General features: G+C 63.7%; 16 protein-coding genes and 1 pseudogene. 4 read left to right on the top strand and 13 right to left on the bottom strand.

What is annotated here, in order from left to right; translation table 11 throughout:
• Positions 1–114 precede the first annotated feature (114 nt).
• From M1P90_RS26235 to M1P90_RS26200, 8 genes and pseudogenes are all read right to left on the bottom strand, one after another.
• A complete protein-coding gene (locus tag M1P90_RS26235) occupies positions 115–576 on the bottom strand; it encodes an SgcJ/EcaC family oxidoreductase (RefSeq protein WP_483704693.1) in 462 nt (153 codons plus the stop codon).
• Between the two features lie 9 nt (positions 577–585).
• Positions 586–984: pseudogene (locus M1P90_RS26230) on the bottom strand (bleomycin resistance protein); the annotation flags it as partial.
• A gap of 385 nt (positions 985–1369) precedes the next feature.
• Positions 1370–1750: a VOC family protein gene (locus M1P90_RS26225; protein WP_483698549.1), complete on the bottom strand. Its 381-nt coding sequence runs from the start codon at positions 1748–1750 to the stop codon at positions 1370–1372.
• A gap of 15 nt (positions 1751–1765) precedes the next feature.
• A complete protein-coding gene (locus tag M1P90_RS26220; protein WP_483698548.1) occupies positions 1766–2521 on the bottom strand; it encodes an SDR family NAD(P)-dependent oxidoreductase in 756 nt (251 codons plus the stop codon).
• 142 nt (positions 2522–2663) lie between these two features.
• Entirely contained in the window at positions 2664–3068 is a 405-nt protein-coding gene (locus tag M1P90_RS26215; protein WP_483698546.1) for a DUF1801 domain-containing protein, read from the bottom strand.
• A 248-nt stretch (positions 3069–3316) separates the two neighbouring features.
• Positions 3317–3997 (bottom strand): helix-turn-helix domain-containing protein, encoded by a 681-nt coding sequence (locus M1P90_RS26210; protein ID WP_483698545.1) that lies wholly within the window; start codon positions 3995–3997, stop codon positions 3317–3319.
• A gap of 255 nt (positions 3998–4252) precedes the next feature.
• Positions 4253–6499, bottom strand: a complete 2247-nt coding sequence (locus M1P90_RS26205; protein WP_483698544.1) for an ATP-binding cassette domain-containing protein — start codon at positions 6497–6499, stop codon at positions 4253–4255.
• A gap of 155 nt (positions 6500–6654) precedes the next feature.
• The gene (locus M1P90_RS26200; protein ID WP_483698543.1) at positions 6655–7053 is read right to left on the bottom strand and encodes a DUF6194 family protein; all 399 of its coding nucleotides are present in this window, start codon (positions 7051–7053) and stop codon (positions 6655–6657) included.
• 253 nt (positions 7054–7306) lie between these two features.
• Between M1P90_RS26200 and M1P90_RS26195 the strand changes: the two genes are divergently transcribed.
• Positions 7307–8029: a MerR family transcriptional regulator gene (locus M1P90_RS26195; RefSeq protein WP_483698542.1), complete on the top strand. Its 723-nt coding sequence runs from the start codon at positions 7307–7309 to the stop codon at positions 8027–8029.
• A 74-nt stretch (positions 8030–8103) separates the two neighbouring features.
• Here M1P90_RS26195 and M1P90_RS26190 read toward each other — a convergent pair whose 3' ends face one another.
• The 4 genes from M1P90_RS26190 to M1P90_RS26175 form a co-directional block, all read right to left on the bottom strand.
• Positions 8104–8577 (bottom strand): hypothetical protein, encoded by a 474-nt coding sequence (locus tag M1P90_RS26190; RefSeq protein WP_483698541.1) that lies wholly within the window; start codon positions 8575–8577, stop codon positions 8104–8106.
• A 10-nt stretch (positions 8578–8587) separates the two neighbouring features.
• A complete protein-coding gene (locus M1P90_RS26185) occupies positions 8588–8872 on the bottom strand; it encodes a hypothetical protein (RefSeq protein WP_483698540.1) in 285 nt (94 codons plus the stop codon).
• A gap of 96 nt (positions 8873–8968) precedes the next feature.
• A complete protein-coding gene (locus M1P90_RS26180) occupies positions 8969–10360 on the bottom strand; it encodes a DHA2 family efflux MFS transporter permease subunit (protein WP_483698538.1) in 1392 nt (463 codons plus the stop codon).
• 79 nt (positions 10361–10439) lie between these two features.
• Positions 10440–11312: a sigma-70 family RNA polymerase sigma factor gene (locus M1P90_RS26175; protein ID WP_483698537.1), complete on the bottom strand. Its 873-nt coding sequence runs from the start codon at positions 11310–11312 to the stop codon at positions 10440–10442.
• A gap of 304 nt (positions 11313–11616) precedes the next feature.
• On the opposite strand from M1P90_RS26175, the gene M1P90_RS26170 reads away from it, so the two are divergent.
• A complete protein-coding gene (locus tag M1P90_RS26170) occupies positions 11617–12171 on the top strand; it encodes a GNAT family N-acetyltransferase (RefSeq protein WP_483698536.1) in 555 nt (184 codons plus the stop codon).
• Positions 12172–12189: 18 nt separating this feature from the next.
• On the opposite strand, the gene M1P90_RS26165 is transcribed toward M1P90_RS26170, so the two are convergent.
• On the bottom strand, positions 12190–15213 hold the full coding sequence (locus M1P90_RS26165; protein WP_483698535.1) for an ATP-binding protein: 3024 nt from the start codon (positions 15211–15213) through the stop codon (positions 12190–12192).
• A gap of 258 nt (positions 15214–15471) precedes the next feature.
• Here M1P90_RS26165 and M1P90_RS26160 point away from each other — a divergent pair, with 258 nt between their 5' ends.
• Positions 15472–16065 carry a TetR family transcriptional regulator C-terminal domain-containing protein gene (locus M1P90_RS26160; protein WP_483698534.1) on the top strand — a complete coding sequence of 198 codons (594 nt, stop codon included), beginning with the start codon at positions 15472–15474 and terminating at the stop codon, positions 16063–16065.
• A gap of 77 nt (positions 16066–16142) precedes the next feature.
• Positions 16143–16889, top strand: coding sequence for an SDR family oxidoreductase (locus tag M1P90_RS26155; protein WP_483698533.1), 747 nt, complete (start codon positions 16143–16145; stop codon positions 16887–16889).
• Positions 16890–16990 lie beyond the last annotated feature (101 nt).

Below are 16990 nucleotides of genomic sequence, written 5' to 3'. Positions count from 1 at the left end.
AAGCTTTCCTTTCTAGGTTTGATAAGATGACACAATGACAAGATGAAAACACGAGACACGAAACACGAGACAAGGTGAATTCAGATCGTCACCGCATTCTCGTGTCTCGCTGTCTCATGTCTCGCTGTCTTTTTTGCGTAATTCTTCTGACAATTCCTCGGTCAACTGCTCCGCCAAATCTGGCCGGCCGTGGAACTGCGCCGGGGTGTTGTGGAACAGCGCCGCTCGCCACGCGCCCGCGTTGCGCACGGCCACAAGCGACTGAATGGCGTTGACCGCCGGGTTGATGTTGTTCTGGCCGGGCGGTACCATGCCTACCACCGCGCGCACAAGCGCAACGCCCGGCGCGATCAGGCGCACCTCGCGCACCTTGCCGACGTAGCGCGCTGTCTGGTGGTTTTGGAAAATGCGCCCGATCTCGGCTGCAACCGCGGCGCTGCCGTCGATCTGGCTGCCGTCGAACCCGACGACATTGCCGTCTTTCGCGATAAGCGCGCCATAGGCAGCGGCGTCGCGCCTGTTCCAGGTTTCGAGCAACTGTGCATAGAGCGCTTCCGGCGTCGCCGGGCCATCCATGCGCGATGGGGAAACAAGGCGCTGGAAAAAGGTGATCAGGTTGCCATCGGGGTCGAGAATGGCGAACTCGCGTGTGCCCCAGTCGCGGTTGCCGAGCGCGCCGTTGGGGTGCAGAATGCCACGCGGCTCCAGTTCGGCGTGCAGGGCATCCACGCCATCGACTTCGACACGGCAGCTGGCGGTACCGGCCAGAAATGACTCCGCGCCGGACTGAACAGGCTTGCCGTCGCGACCATTCCACGCCTCGTCGGCGGCTTGCCAGAGGTGCACCTCGAACGCATCGCGCCCGACGATTGCGAAACCGGCGTCTTCATGCCAGATCGCGCAGCCGAGCTTGTCGCGGTAAAACGCGGCACTTTGGGCCGTGTCGCGCACAGGCAGGGCAGGAATCGCGTGAACCAGGCGCATACGGCTTCTCCTTTGCAGGCGTCGGCAGCGAGTGCGAAGGTGGGAGGGTGACGATCAAGGATAGCACGGATGTTCTGTGAATACAAGAGGCATGCCGTGCAAAATCGCGCCGATTATTTCTCGGAAATTGCCGAGCGCGGTATTGTACACTGCCCGGCACGACAGGGCGCCGTATTCTGATTGGGAGGCAGGAGCCAGGAGGATAATGCTATTGGTAGGCCCGAAAGCACGCGCTGGGGAAGCAGGACTATATCCAAATTCCATAATAAATCTACAGATTACGCAGATTCCACAGATATGCGGCTTGTAATCTGCGTAATCTGTGGACAAAAGAGTTCTGCAATCCAAGCTGAACGCGGTTCTCGAGAAGATGCAATGCCAGCTACTAACCCGGCGGCACTTCCTGCAACAGCCACGAATTGCCGTCGGGGTCGCTGAAGCCAGCGTATTTGATGCCGCCGGGGAACTCGACAAGGTCGCCCATCGCGACGCCGCGCGCGATCAGTGTTTCACGCAGCGCGGCAACGTCGTCCACCACGAGGTGCAGCCCTTTGAGCACACCTGGCTGCATCTCGGAGATTTCGCCCATGCCGCTGCCGAGCAGGATCGAGCAGCCGGAACCGGGCGGGGTGAGCTGGACCACGCGCATGCCGTTTCCCGGCTCGACGTCGTGGTCGAGGTGAAAGCCGATCTGGTCGACATAGAACGCTTTCGAGCGGTCGATGTCAGACACCGGGATCGGCACGAGTTCGAGCTTCATGTCCATGCTGTTTTCTCCTTATCAGCGCGCGCTGATGCCACTATTGACGTTGATGATCGACGCCGTGATGCCGCTGCCGCGATCCGATGCGACGAACGCCGCCGTGTCGGCAAATTCCTGAATGGTCGGGCGCTTGCGCAGCATCGACATGTGTGCCAGATTATCTTTAGCATCGTTCAGCGGGTCGTTCTCCATCACGACGCCCGCCGTCCACAGACAGGCCGTACGCACGCCGCGCGGTCCGACTTCGGCGGCCAGGTAGCGCATGAACGACTCCTGGGCCGCGTCGGCTGGGCCGGTGCCGCCCATCGGCCACATTTCGGGTGGCGTCCACGCCTCGCCCGAACCGCTGGTGATCATCAGAATCACACCCGCGCCCTGCAGCACCATCTGGCGGGCAGCCACGCGCGCAGTGATGAAATTCGAGCGCGCGCCGTTGACGATCGGCTGCATGAAATCGTCGACCGTCATGTCGAGCAGGCGCGTGCCCTGCACATCACCGCGCGTCGTCAGATTGATCGCGATGTCGACGCGGCCCGCGCTTGCGACCACCGATTGAAGGTGCTGCTCGACCGCAGCCTCGTCGAGCGCGTCGGCCACGCCCACCTCGGCCGCGCCACCGGCGGCAATTACTTCCTGCGCGGCCTGCTCAAGCGTTGCGCGCGTCCGCCCGACCAGGAAGACCTTCGCGCCTTCGCGGGCAAACGTTTTGGCGACGCCGCGACCAATTGCCCCCGAGCCGCCGTAGATGATTGCGTTCTTGTTTTCGAGTAACATGATCGACCCTCTTTCGTGATGCCGTTCAAAAATTACCACCAGGACACCAAGGCACAAAGTAAAGATGGCAGATACGAGCAAGCATGCATGTCTGCCAGCTTTTCGAATCTTGGTGTCTTGGTGCCTTGGTGGTTAAGATTCTTCAAACATACGCGATCCACTGGCGAATGATGGCAACGAACGCCTCACGCCGCGTTTCGGCCTCGCTCAGGTCGCGAAATACGACCGAGGCGCGGTCTTTCGCCAGCCATTCGAGCAATTCTGTCGGGTCGTCGATAGCAATGCCCGTCTGCGCGGTGTCGCGCGGTTTCGCACCCAGGTGAAGCATAATTTTCACGCCATCTTGTGCGCGCAGGTGGAAGGTCGCGAAATGCTCGGTGGTGTAAAAGCTCGGCGCGTTCCACTTGATGCCCTCGGCGATGCTCGGGTCGGCGCTCAAGATTACTTCGCGCAATGCCACAATCACCGGCTTGAGCGGATGATCGAGCGCCGCCAGAAACGCTTCGACCTGCTCAGGGCCGGTTGCCCGAGATGTTTTTGTTGCCATTGCACGCTCCTTCTTCGTCGCTACCTGCCTATCATAGCGTGTTGCGGGCGCGATGTCTTGTACGAAACGGCAAGGGCGAGGAACCGCAGAACTACGGAACTGCAGAACCACAGAACCGTAGAACCGCAGAACCGAGAACCACAGAACCAAGTCGCCGGGATGATGGACAAGCAGTAAAAGACACAAGCGTCTCCCTGTCTTGTGTCTCCTTATCTCGCGTCTCGTGTCTTTTTTGCCGGTGGCAAAATTTATTGCGCTGCGAAGGTCGCGGCGATGTGCTGCGCGGGGGTGGTGCCGATGAAGCGCTTGAGCGAGCGCGTGAGGTGCGGCTGGTCGTAGTAGCCGAGCTGGAACATCACGTCGGGGATGGGTTCGCCCTGCGCGAGCAGATCTGCCGCCTGGCGGGCGCGCTCGAACTGGCGGATGTGCGATTGCGTCTGCCCGGTGGCGCGCAGAAAGCGATGACGCAGCGTGCGCTCGGCAATGGCGGGTGGCTCCGCGCCCAGTGCCGCGCCAATCAGCGGGTCGTGGGCCAGCACGTCGTGGCGCACCAGCCGCTGGACAAAAGTTTCCACGTTTTCAAAGGTCGGTATCTCCCAGATCGCCTTGTCGAGCCAAAACGAGCGCCGCGATGCATTCGGCAGCGTCGTCTCGCGATCGGCCAGGTCGCGTGTCGGCGCGTGCGGCAGAAAGGTGCCAAGCTTGAACTTGATCCACAGCAGCTCGCCGCCCGCGCCGTAGCTCACCACGCCCGACGAAGTCAGCGGCCCGACAGCCAGCACACGTGCGGTGCCGTCGAGCTTGAGCACCACCATGTGCCAGTTCGTCTCCGCCGGACGGATGGTCGAACCAGCATGGAGCGTGTGGCCATGCATCACACTCTCGATATACGGCGAGTCGGATGGGCGTGCTTCGGCGATGATTGTCATTCTAAAGCCTTATTTTTACCACAAAGACACGGAGGGCACTGAGTTTTTATTTTTACCACGGAGACACGGAGGCACAGAGGTTCTAAATCAGGTTATGCGTCCGGTGCAGATTGCAATACTGTTTTACCTTGGTGCCTTGCTGCCTTGGTGGTTATACTCAAACGTCTTCTCGTGCCTTGGTAGTTTACTCAAACTGCTCCTCCGTGTCTCCGTGCCTCCGTGGTTATATCTTGCGCGTGCCTCAGTGGTGCATTTTCACGCCCCGCGCAGGTACGCGCCGGTCAGCGAGTCTTTGGCGTCGAGCAGGTCGGTTGGCGTGCCTTCGAACATCACGCGCCCGCCTTTGCTGCCGCCCTCCGGCCCCATGTCGACGATCCAGTCGGCGTTTTTGATCACGTGCAGATTATGCTCGATCACAATCACGCTGTTGCCCGCATCCACCAGCCGGTTCATCACTTCCAACAAATGGCCGATGTCGGACATGTGCAAGCCGGTCGTCGGCTCGTCCATCACATAGACGCTGCCCTTTTTGTGCAGTTCGCTGGCGAGCTTGATGCGCTGGCACTCGCCGCCCGACAGCGTACTGAGCGGCTGGCCGAGCGACAGATAATCCAGTCCGACGTCACTCAGCGCCTGGAGCCGCTTCACGATTTCCTTGATCTCAAAGAACTTCAGCGCCTGTTGAACCGACATTTCCAGCACGTCGGTGATCGTTTTGCCGTTGTAAGTGTAGGCCAGCACCTCGTCTTTGAAGCGCTTGCCGCCGCAGATTTCGCACGGCGTCTTGACACCGCTGAGAAACCCGAGGTCGGCATAGATCACGCCCAGGCCCTGGCAGTTTTCGCACGCTCCCTTGGAGTTGAAGCTGAACAGTGATGCGCTGACCTTGTTCGCATTCGCAAACGCCTTGCGCACGTCGTCCATGATGCCGGTGTACGTCGCGGGATTCGAGCGCGTCGAGGTGCCAACAGCAGACTGATCGATCACCACGGCGTCGGGGTGCTGGCGCAAGAACTCTTCGTTGATCAGCGACGATTTGCCCGACCCAGCCACGCCAGTTATCACCGTCAGCACGCCAGTAGGGATGTCGACGCTAACATTTTGCAAGTTGTTCGTCCTGGCGTTCTTGATGCGCAGCGCGCCCTTTGGCTTGCGCACCGTCGCCTTGATCGGCACCGACTCCTGCATATGCTGGCCGGTCAGTGTGTCGGCCTTCAGCAAGCCCGCGAAGCTGCCCTCGTACACGATTTTGCCGCCGTCGCGCCCGGCCAGCGGCCCAACATCCACGACGTGATCGGCCACTTTGATCACGTCGGGGTCGTGCTCGACGACGATCACCGTGTTGCCTTTGTCGCGCAGCTTCTGCAACAGCTCGTTCATGCGGTGAACGTCGCGCGGGTGCAGGCCGACGCTCGGCTCGTCGAAGATGTACATCACGTCGACCAGGCTGCTGCTGAGGTGCTTGACGATCTTGACGCGCTGCGACTCGCCGCCGGAAAGCGTGTCGGTTTCGCGGTTCAGGCTCAGGTATTCCAGCCCGATGTCGACCAGGTGCCCCAGCCGTTCGACCAGCGTGGCAACCATCGGCGCGGCGACCGGCCCCTCGATTTCGCGCACTACGCCGATCAGATCGCCAACTTCCATCGACGCCAGTTCCGCGATGTTGCGCCCGTTGATTGTGCTGCTCAGCGCCGCCTGACTCAGCCGCGCGCCATGACAGAGTGGGCAGGGCTGCATGGTCAGGTAGGGCGCGACAGCCTTTTGCGTGCGCTCGGAGAGCGTCTTGATGTCGCGCTTGATGTACGAACGGTTGAAGCGCTCGATCACGCCGACGTAGCTGGCGTTGATCGCGTTTGTGCCGACCTGAAGCTTGTACTTCACGTCTTTGCCGTGCATCAACAGCTCCATTTCTTCGTCGCTGTAGTCGCGCAGCTTCTTGTCGTTGTCGAAAAAGCCCGACGCCGCGTAGCTGTCTTTTTCCCACGACGAAAAGATCGCCGCCTGCACCGCGCCCTCATTCAGCGACTTATCCATGTCCAGAAAGTCGTCGGAGCGCACGCCCATCTTCTGGCCCAGGCCATTGCATTCCGGGCACATGCCCTGCGGGTCGTTGAACGAAAAGGCGTTGGAAAAGCCCACATGCGGCTCGCCAATCCGCGAATACAGCAGCCGCAGCAGCGAGTAGATGTCGGTGATCGTGCCCATCGTCGAGTGCGAGCCGCCGCCCATGCGCTTCTGGTCGACCACGACCGCCATGCTCAGGTTTTCGATTGCGTCGGCTTCGGGCTGCGAGAAGCGCGGCAGGAAGTTGCGGATAAATGTGCTGAAGTTTTCGTTCAGCAGGCGCTGCGCCTCGGTGGCAATCGTGTCGAACACAATCGACGACTTGCCCGAGCCGGAAACGCCAGTGAAGATCGTGATTTTGCGCTTGGGAATGCGCAGCGACACATCCTTGAGGTTGTTCTCGCGCGCGCCGCGAATCTCGATATACTCCTGCTCCAAAACTCTGCTCCTTTGCTCGCGGTGGCTTTCGGGGTTCTTCTACTATAGCACAATTGTTCGTTAACAGGATGAGACTATGGGTGTAACCACCAAGACACCAAGGCACCAAGAAAATAAATTATCGCTTGGTGTCTTGGTGTCTTGGTGGTGAAATATCACTTCGTATGCTTGCGCACGTCGCGGGCGTAGGCGTCGGCGAGCAGCGGCTGGATTTTCTCTGCGAACGTTACGTCGCTCGGGTTCACAATGCAGATCCAGCGCTGCCGCCCGTAGACCGGGTGCGGCATGATTGTGTCGAACGCGGTGTAATCGTACTCACCCTCGCCATCGCCCACCAGCGTCACAAATGTCTCCCGGTCGACGCCGATGTTCAGGCGGTACACGCCGGGCCGGTTGAGATCGGAAAACTCGTCGTTCACGTCGTTGACCATGAGCGTGGCGAACGGGAACATCTGCGTCGGGTCGTAGAAAAAGAAGTAGTTGTCGTCGGCGACAGCGGTTGTGACACCATCGAACGTCGTGGTGATGTAGTCGATAACTGATTGTTGGTCCACTGTTCCTCCTATGTTCTTCCTGGCCACAGAGCGCACTGAGGGCACGGAGATCGGGTTTTCACTCGGTGCACTCGGTGTTCTCTGTGGCTCACTCCTTCTTTCGTAAGCAACTATCTTACCTCTTGCTGGCCAGCCCGTTTACTCTACAACACGAACGCAAGCGTTGGGAGTTTTAGGCACGCACTGGAAAACATTCCTGACAGGAAAGCGAAATCTGTGGTATAAACCCTCTCATTGCAATTGAGGGTTTTACATGACAGTTTCGCGAACGTATCGCACAAGCGACCTTGCCAAAGCTGCGCAGGTTGGCGTGCAGCAGGTGCGCAACTACGAGGCGGACGGACTGATCCCGCCCGCCGAGCGCGCCGCAAACGGTTACCGACAGTATACTCGCCAGCATCTCCGGGCGCTGCTCACCGCGCAGAAACTCGTCGCGGCGTATGGAGCGGAACGAGCGCGCAATGTCATGCAGGCGATGCAACGGGGTCAACTTGCCGCCGCATTATCTCTGATCGATGAGCACCACGCCGGGCTTGCGGGCCAGCGTCAGCAACTCGAACGGACGCTGGCCGCGCTGGGAACGCTCGCCGCGCAGGAATCCTCCACGCATTCGCGCCACGCGCGGCGGCTGCGCGTGGGCGAAGCGGCGCAGGAAGCAGGCGTGCGTGTGTCTGCTGTGCATTTCTGGGAGCAGCAAGGCTTGCTGGAGCCGGTGCGCGACCGCAGCAGCCGCTACCGGCTCTACGACGAGGCGCAGATGCGCCGTTTGCGCGTGGTGGCGCTGTTGCGCGAGGCGGGCTACGATTTCGACGCCATCCGCACGACGCTCGGCGAGCTGGCGGCGAACCGGCCCGGTCGCGCTATCGCTGCGATCGAGGGGCGTCGCGCCGAGCTGACGCGCCGAAGCTGGGCAGCGCTGGCGGCGGCGAGCGCATTTCGGGCGTATGTCGAGGAATTTTGGCCCGAAGCGATCTAGCGGAAACATGCAAAGGCCACGGAGCGCATTTCTTCTCCGTGGCCTCCGTTTCTCTGTGGCGTACCAGAAAATTCTCAGCTACTCGCAGTGGCATGCGCGAGGTAGCGGTTGATCGCCGCTTCCCAATGCCCAATCCACTCGCTGTAGTGCTCGGGCGTGAAGCGCGCCACGTACTCGTTGCCCGCCGCGCTCAGCCCGGTGAAGGTGTAGCTCACTGTCGCAACCGTGCGGCCCGGCCCGTCCTCGGCGCACTCCACTGCGATAAACGCAACATGCGATTCCGGCGCGGCGCGCAGGTAGCTCACCCGAAAGCGCTCGGCGTCCATTCCCACAATTGCCCAGATCGTTGGCTGCGCGGCGTGATTGTGTGTGAGGAAAACGCTGTGCAGCTCCGCCGCGCCGTCGGCGGGGTAGACACGCTCGGGGTTCCAATCCTCCACCCACAGCCGCTCGCCCTCGGGCGTGAACAGCGGGAACACCGCCGACGGCGCGGCGCCGAGCCGAATGCGCGCCGACCGGCTCGCGCGCAGGGCGCTCACTGGTTCCACACCCGCTCCTTTACTCATTGGGCGCATCGGCTTCGGTCAGGCGGTGGCTCATCTCGACGCCATAGGCCATGCCATACACGTCTTTCAGCTGCTCAATGCGCTGGAGCGTGGTGTCGGAAAACGGCGGCCTGTTCTCAAAAGCGTGCATCACCACGCCTTCCAGCAGGTCGGCCAGCGAAAGGTCGAGGTATTCGGCCAGTCCCTTCAGCACCTTCACCATGCGCTTCTCAAGGCGCACGCCCACCTGAATGCGCTCGACGACGAGTTCTGGCGCGGGTTCATTCGCTTGTGGCATACAAAGCCCCCCTGATATATTGTTATATTGGTAATAATATAACAAGATATCAAAGGAACGTCAATACATATTTCGACTCACACGCCGTGCGTGCGCCTATGCCCGCATGTTTGCCTGCGCCACGCGCGCCTTCGCCCGGCCCGGCAGCAGCAGCGCCGCGCCCGCGCCCGCAAACGAGAGCGCCGCAGACACCAGCATCGCCGGGGCAAAGCCGCTGCTAAACGTTTCGGGCGACACAAAGCTGCCCGATGCGGCAAACACCGCCGCCAGGATCGCCACGCCAAAAGCCGCGCCAAGCTGCCGCAGCATGTTGAACGCGCCCGACGCCTTGCCAATCTCCTGCATCGCCACCGCGCTCACCACGGCATTCTGCCCGGCCGGGATGGCCGCCGCGCCAAAGCCCGCGAGGATCAAGGGCGCGATCAGCAGTGGGTAGGGCAGGCCTGGCCGCGCAATCAGGCTGATCCAGGCCATTGCAGCGCCTTGCAGCAGCATGCCGCCAAACATCACCGGGCGCTCACCGAAGCGGCCAGCCAGCCCACCCGCAAATGGCGACACCAGAAACAGCATGATTGTCCAGGGCAGCAGGCGCAACCCCGTACCAAGCGGGCCATAGCCCAGCGCGTTTTGGAAGAACTGCGCCAGAAAGAAGGTCGCGCCGTACAGCGATGCGAAGAACAGCAAGCCCGCAACATTGCCCGCCGCGAAGGCGCGCGAGCGAAACATGTGCATGGGCAGCATCGGCGCAGACACGCGGCGCTCCCACGCCACAAACGCCACCGCCAGCAGCACGCCCGCCGCCAGCGCGCCAAGCACCTCGGCGCTGGCCCAGCCGGCCTTGTTGCCACGCACCAGCCCCCACATCACGCCCAGCGCCGCGCCCGTTACCAGCGCGAGCCCGCCAATGTCGAGCGGCGTGCGCGGCCCGAAGTTTTCCGGCAGGCGGCGCAGCGCCAGCGGCACCAGCACCAGGCCAATCGGCACGTTCAGCCAGAAGATCCACTGCCACGTCAGCCCGCCCGCAATCGCGCCGCCGACCACCGGCCCGGCCAGCACCGCCAGCCCCGACACGCCGCTGAAGAGTCCCAGCGCGCGCCCGCGCTCTTCGGGCGGGAAGGCAATGCTCAGCTGCGTCACTGCCAGCGGCATCACCAGCGCCGCGCCAGCACCCTGGAGCGCCCGCGCCGCAATCAGCCACTCCATCGACGCGGCCAGCGCGCACAGCGCCGACGCCCCAATGAACACCAGCAGCCCCGCCACAAACATCCGCCGCCGCCCGAAGCGGTCGCCCAGCGCCGCGCCGGTGAGCAGCAGCACCGCGAAGCTCAGCGTGTAGCTGTTGACCGTCCATTCCAGCTGTTCGACCGTCGCGCCCAGGTCGCGGCGAATCGTGCTGAGCGCGGTTGCAACCACCAGCGCATCGAGCGCCACCATAAACGAGGCCAGCGCGGTGAGCGCCAGCACCCACGTGCGCGAGATATTTTTCATTGTCGGTCCTTTGATTAACAGAGCGAAGATACGAGACACGAGACGCGAGGCGCGCTTCTCCTTGTCTCCCTGCCCGTCGTCAGCCCTGCACATCGGCGTCGCGCATCACATAGGGCGTGTAGCGATAATCGCGGATGAACGCGAGCCGCCCGCCTTCCCACGTAACCAGCATGAAATAGGTAGGCGGCGCATTGGGCGCTTGCGGGTCGCGCACCAGAATGGCCGGGCGGCCCTCGACGGTGCCGGGCGCGAGCAGCCAGTCGCGGCTCTGGTCGTAGCGGTGGAAGTATTCGCTCACTGGCGTGCGGCCGCGCAGCGAAATGCGATTGAACAGCTCCAGCCGCACGTCGTCGGCCAGCATGGCGCGTACTGTCTCGAAATCGCGCGCATTGAAGCGATCGATATAGCGCGCGACCAGGCGCTGTTCTTCTTCGCTGGGGGCCGCCATGTCGGTGGGCAGGTTCTGGCCCGTTTCGCGCAGGCGCGCCCGCCCGCGATGCAGCGCGGCCTTGATCTCGGGCACAGTCGCGTCGAGCATTTCCGACATATCGGCCAGCGAATAGCCCATCACGTCCTTCAGAATAACGCAGCTGCGCTGCTTGGCGGGCAGTGCCAGAAAGGCCGACAGCGCAAGCGCGACCAGCTCGCTTTCTTCCAGCGGCGGGTCGGGTTCCGCCAGATGCGCGTTTTCGTCGAGGTATTCCAGCCGCTGCTGGCTGGCCCGCCGCAAGAAGTCGATCGCTTTGTTATGCGTAATGCGGAACAGCCAGCCGCGCATGTTGGCCACCTGCGTCGCGGGCAGCGCAGCGTAGGCTTTGGTGAGCGCTTCCTGCACAACATCCTCGGCGTCGATCGCCGAGCCGAGCATGCGCGCGCTGTACTGGTGCAGCTCGGGGCGAATCGCCTGCACCAGCGCCTCGAAGTCGGCCGGCGCTGCGTTCGATTGGCTCATAGGTTCTCCTGAAATGCAAGACCATGTCAAAGTCCCGAAATTCATCCACAGATGACGCAGATTACGCAGATGAGAGACTTCATATCTGTGTAATCTGTGCAATCTGCGGATCGATCGCGTTCCCCTTCCAGCGGTGACCTGGCCCTGCCTGAAATGTGGCTTCATGAAGTACGACGCGGCGAAACGCCAAAAGATTCGCTTGCGGCTTTTGAGAGTTTTTTGAGACGCGCTGTGTAGAGTATGCATGCCACCGCAATGGCGGCTTGGAAACAGCTGAAAACCCTTCTGTTTATACAGGTGAATGATGAAAATATCCATAATCGTCCCGCACAGCGCCGTGCAGCTCAACGCCGTGCGTGACCTGATGCGCTCGTTCACGCGCTGGCACCGCCAAAGCCACCCCGCCGATCTTGCTCTGATCGACCGTTACTTCGATGCGGCGGGTTTTGCGGCGGAGCTGGCTGGCCTGCCGGGCAAGTACGCCCCGCCCGATGGCCAGCTGCTGCTTGCCCGCGCCGATGGCGCGGCGGCGGGCTGCGTGGCGCTGCGCCGAATCGATGCAAGCACCTGTGAGATGAAGCGGATGTTTGTGTACCCGGAATATCACGGGCGGGGTGTGGGGCGTGCGCTGGGCGAGGCAATTGTGGAAGAAGCGCGCACGCTGGGCTACTCGCGCATGCGCCTCGACACCAGCTTCCGGCAGCAGGATGCCCTGCGCCTGTACCAGCGCCTCGGGTTTCAAAACATCCAGCCCTACTACGAGCTGCCCGACGATCTGCGCAACTGGCTGGTGTTTATGGAGCTTGCGCTTGCGCCGCGGCCAGCCCAGGAGATGGGCATCAGAAAAGCCGCAGCATAGGGCCTTTGAGGCTTGCTGCTAGGCCACGGTGCGCGGCGCGCGCTCGGGAATGCGGCGGGCGCGTTTGGGCATTCGCGCCACAATCTTGCGCTGGCCCGCTGCGGCAATCGGCTGCAGCGCCAGGTCGAGCGCCTGCCCAAGCAGCAGCGCCCGCCCGCCCGCCGAAGCAGCAGCGAAGGTGCTTTCGCCCAGGCTGGCGCGGCACACCCGCGCCGTTTCCGCCAGGCGCTCCTGCTCGCTCGGCCAGAGCAGCGCGCCATTCTGGCGGTGAATTTCGGCGGCGGCAGCCAGCAGCGCCGCGCCGGTTTCCGCGCCGCCCTGCCAGGCCAGGATCTGCGCGATGCGCGCAAGCACCAGCGCGCTGTTGGTGCGGTTTTCGCGCTCGCGCCACAGGCTCAGGCAGTGGCGGTAGTGGCCAAGCGCGGCAGCGAGGTCGCCCCGGTCGCGGCTGATGTCGCCAAGCAGCACATAATCGAAGCCCAGGCCAAGCTGGTGATTGAGCGTGCCGTGCATCGCCAGCGCTTCTTCGCACAGCTGCCGGGCGCGCTCGGGCAAGCCCTGCTCGAAGATAATGGTTGCAAGTGTGCGCAGCGCATTGGCCGTGCCTTCGGGGTCGCTGTACTCGCGGTTGATCTGCAGGCATTCTTCGGCCAGCTCGCTGGCGACGCCCAGGTTGCCCAGGCGCTGATGCACGCCGGCCAGAATGCCGACCGGGAATTTCACCAGCCGACGGTCACCAATCTGCCGCGCCAGGGCCAGCCCTTCCTCGAGCGGCCCCAGCGCCGTGGCAAGGTCGCCCTGCTCGTAGAGCGTGTAGCCATAGCCGGTGAGCGAACCTTGCAGCACGCGCGCATCGCACGACTGCCGCGCAATTGCCACACCTTCTTCCAGCCAGCGCCGGGCGCGCGCAAAGTCGCTCAGGCCGCCGGCCAGCGAGCCAGCGCCGCGCATGGCGTTGGCCTGCACGGCGGGTGGCGTGTGCTCGCGGTACGCCAGCGCGGCTTCCAGGCGCTCCAGCCCTTCGCGCAGCAGACCCGCCATCCAGTGGAAGCGCCACACGCCGGCGGCGAGCCGCAGGGCGCTGGTGTATTCCCCGTGCTCGATTGCCCAGCGGAACGCGGCGCGCAGGTTATCCTGTTCGGCGGCGACGCGCACCCGCCAGCGCGGGGCATTGGCGCGCAGCAGCTCGATCTCGGCCTCGACGGCGAAGTGGGTGAAATGCGCCATGTGGCGGGCGCTGGCGGCGCTGGCATCGTCGGAGCGGGCCAGTTGCTCCTGTGCGAACTCGCGAATCGTTTCGAGCAGCACAAAGCGTGTTTCATCCGCGACCGCATGGCATTGGAGCAGGCTGGCAGCATGCAGGCTTTCCAGCAGCGGCAGCACATCTTCTTCCATCCCAACCACGGCCTGCGCGGCTGCCACACCCCAGCCGCCCGCAAACACGCCCATGTGCCGAAACACGCGCTGCTCGGCGGCACTCAGCAGGTCGTAGCTCCACTGGATGGCGCTGCGCAGCGCCTGATGGCGTGCCGGGATGTCGCGCGGGCCGTGTACCAGCGCCTGCAGGGGGCGTTCGAGCTGGCCGAGCAGGTCGTGCGGGCTGAGCGCGCGGGCGCGCACCGCGATCAGCTCAATCGCCAGTGGCAGGCAATCCACTCGCCGGCAGATCGCCGCGTAGAGCGCCAGATCGGCCGTTTCTGCGGGCAGGGCTGCGCCAGCCGCGCACGCGCGACCCATGAAGAGCTGCACGGCGTCGGCTTCGGCCAGCGGCTCGAGCGCGAGCGGCTGCTCGGCGCGAATGTTCAGGGGCACGCGGCTGGTGGCGAGCACGGTGAGCGCGGGGCAGGCGGCCAGCAGCTCGGCGACCAGCGGCGCGGCGGCCACCACATGCTCGAAGTTGTCGAGCACGAGCAGCGTGTGCCTGGTGCACAGCCGGGTGCGCAAGGCCGCGCGGATCGGCTGGTTCGGCTGTTCTTTCACGCCCAGCGCCTGCGCAATCGCATCGGCCACCAACGCGGGGTCGCCCAGCGGCGCCAGCTCGACAAAAAACACGCCATCGGCGAAATCGTGGCGCAGCGCGTGGGCCGCCGCCAGGGCAACGCGCGTTTTGCCAATGCCGCCCGTGCCGGTTATGGTCACGGCGCGCGCGGCCGGGTTGCGCAGCTGCGTGCAGAGCGCGGCCAGCTCGCTGCTGCGGCTGATCAGCGCGGCGGGCGGCTCGGGCACCTGGAAGGGCGGGCGCGCGGGCGCAAGGTCGGTGGTGGCACCGCGCCGGATCTGGCTGATCAGCGCCGTGGTGGCGGCTTCCGGCTCGGCATCCAGCTCGGCGGCGAGCAGCGCGCTGAACTGGCGGAACTGCGCCAGCGCGGCGGCCGGTTCGCCATTCAGGGCCAGCAGGCGCAGCAGGGTGCGCTGATTCGCTTCGAGCAATGGTTCCAGCGCCACAAGCTGGCGGGCATAGGGCAGCGCGGCGCTGTAATCCTCGCGCCACTCCAGCCGCTCGATCAGGTGCGCCAGGGCGCTGAGCGCGCGCTGCTGGATGTGTTCGCGCTGCCCGGTAGCCCATTCTTCAAATACGTCGCTGTCGGGAACGAGCACATCGGCAAGGAAAGGGCCGGAATACAGGGCCAGCGCGGCCTGAAGCTGCTCGGCGCAGGATGGGCATGCGCGCCAGCTGCGGTGGATGTGCGCGTCGGTGGATTGCAGCGCGGCCTGAAACTGCGCGACATCACTATTGATCTGGCAGGCGGGGTCGAGCTGGACATGCAGCGAATCGGCGAGCAGAATGGGAAATTCCGCATCTTTATCGCCCAGCGCGGCGCGCAGCGTGGTGAGCGCCTGGCTGAGGCTGGCGCGCGCGACACGCTCGGGCTGATCGGGCCAGAGCAGCGTGGCCAGCGCGGCGCGGCTGTGCGGGTGGCGGCGCCCGAGCGCCAGGTAGGCCAGCAGGGCGCGCACTTTCGCGTAGGCAAAGCCCGTGGCCGGCGCACCGTCGATTGCGACGGCAAAAGGGCCAAGCAGGCGTAGTGTTAGTTCTCGCATCACAGCTCCCTGCGCGCATGCCCTGGCGTGGGCCAGCCACTCAAATCCCATCCACAAGCCCAGGCGAAAGTGTTTTGTTCCGATATGGGTGATAGTAGCCCTACCATACGCCGTCGGATGGAGAAGAGCAAGGGCCCGTGGTCGGAGCTTTGATCTACTCCATAGTGCTGAGGCGGCACACAAACTGCCGCTTGCGCTTTCTGGAAAACGGTGTATACTTCATATGAGACCGATTGGTCGCTTTTACGGGTGAATGGCATGACAAAAGGCGAGCAGACCCGACAACATATCATTCGGCAGGCCGCCACGCTTTTCAATCAGCGCGGCTTCACGGGCTCGTCGATCAGCGATGTGATGGCCAGCACGGGCTTGCAGAAGGGCGGCATCTACCGCCATTTCGCGAGCAAGGAAGAATTGGCGCTGGCCGCATTCGAGTACGCGCAGGCGCAGAGCACCAGCCGCCTGCTTGCAGCGGTGGGTGCCGAAACCGGGGCGATCAGGCAGCTGCTGGCGGTGGTTGCGGCGTTTCGCGCCATCACATCCGACCCGCCGGTGCCGGGTGGCTGCCCGATCCTCAACACCATCGTCGATAGCGACGACGGCGACCCGGCGCTGCGCGCGCGCGTGCGCGAGGTCGTTGTGGGCTGGGAAGGGCTGATTGCCAGCATTGTCGAGGCGGGCCTGGCCGACGGCAGCGTGCGCGCCGGCACCGACCCACAGGTGGTTGCGGCGGTGATGGTTGCGGCGCTTGAAGGCGGCATTCTGCTGTCGCGCGCGCACCGCAGCGCGGCCTATTTTCAGCACGTCGCGCAGCACCTGGCGCAGTATATCGAGCGCGACATCGCGGCGTAGGAATTTTCGCGGGCGGCGCAGGCCGCCCTTTTCGTTACACTATTTTGAGACCGATTGGTCCCATAAGGAGCACAGCAATGAGCAAGCATGTTGATCTCGATGGCGCGGTGGCGCTGGTGACGGGCGCGAATCGCGGAATTGGCCGGGTGTTCGTGCAGGAACTACTCCATGCGGGCGCGGCGCGTGTCTATGCCGGGGCGCGCGATCCGCAATCGCTGGCCGAGCTGGCGCGCGCCGACGCGCGGGTTGTGCCGGTTACACTCGACGTAGCCAGCGACGAGTCGGTTCTGGCGGCGGCCGCGCGCCTGCCCGACGTCACACTGCTGATCAACAACGCGGGCGTGGCGCGTGGGGAACGGCTGATTGGCGCGCAGGATCTGGCGGCGGCGCGGCAGGAGATGGAAGTGAACTACTTCGGCGTGCTGCGGATGAGCCGGGCGTTTGCGCCGGTGCTGGCCGCTAATGGTGGCGGTGCGCTGATCAATGTGCTTTCGATCCTGGCGCGGGTGGCAAGCCCGACCGCCGGCTCCTACTCGGCGTCGAAGGCGGCGGCGTTTGCGCTGACGCAGGCGGTGCGCGCCGAGTTGCGGGCGCAGGGCACGCTGGTGGTCGGCGTGATGCCGGGCTATGTCGACACCGACATGGTTGCGCGCCTCGACGTACCAAAGATCGCGCCGGCCGACGTGGTGCACGCGGCGCTGGCCGCGCTGGCAAGCGGCGAAGAAGATGTCTACCCCGGCGAAACCGCCACGCAGATCGCGGCAGCGCTCCAGCGCGACCCGAAAGCCGTTGAGCGGCAGTTTGCCCAGTCGGTCGCGGTGTGACGAGGTGAAAAGGTGAAGAGGTGAAAAGGGTGACAGTCGGCAGTCGGCAGTCGGCAGGGTGCTGCAACTTGCAAACCTGCAACCTTCATGCAACTCAAAAC

Source organism: Kouleothrix sp. 19917 (assembly GCF_057073505.1).
This window is presented reverse-complemented; position numbering and strand designations above follow the sequence as displayed.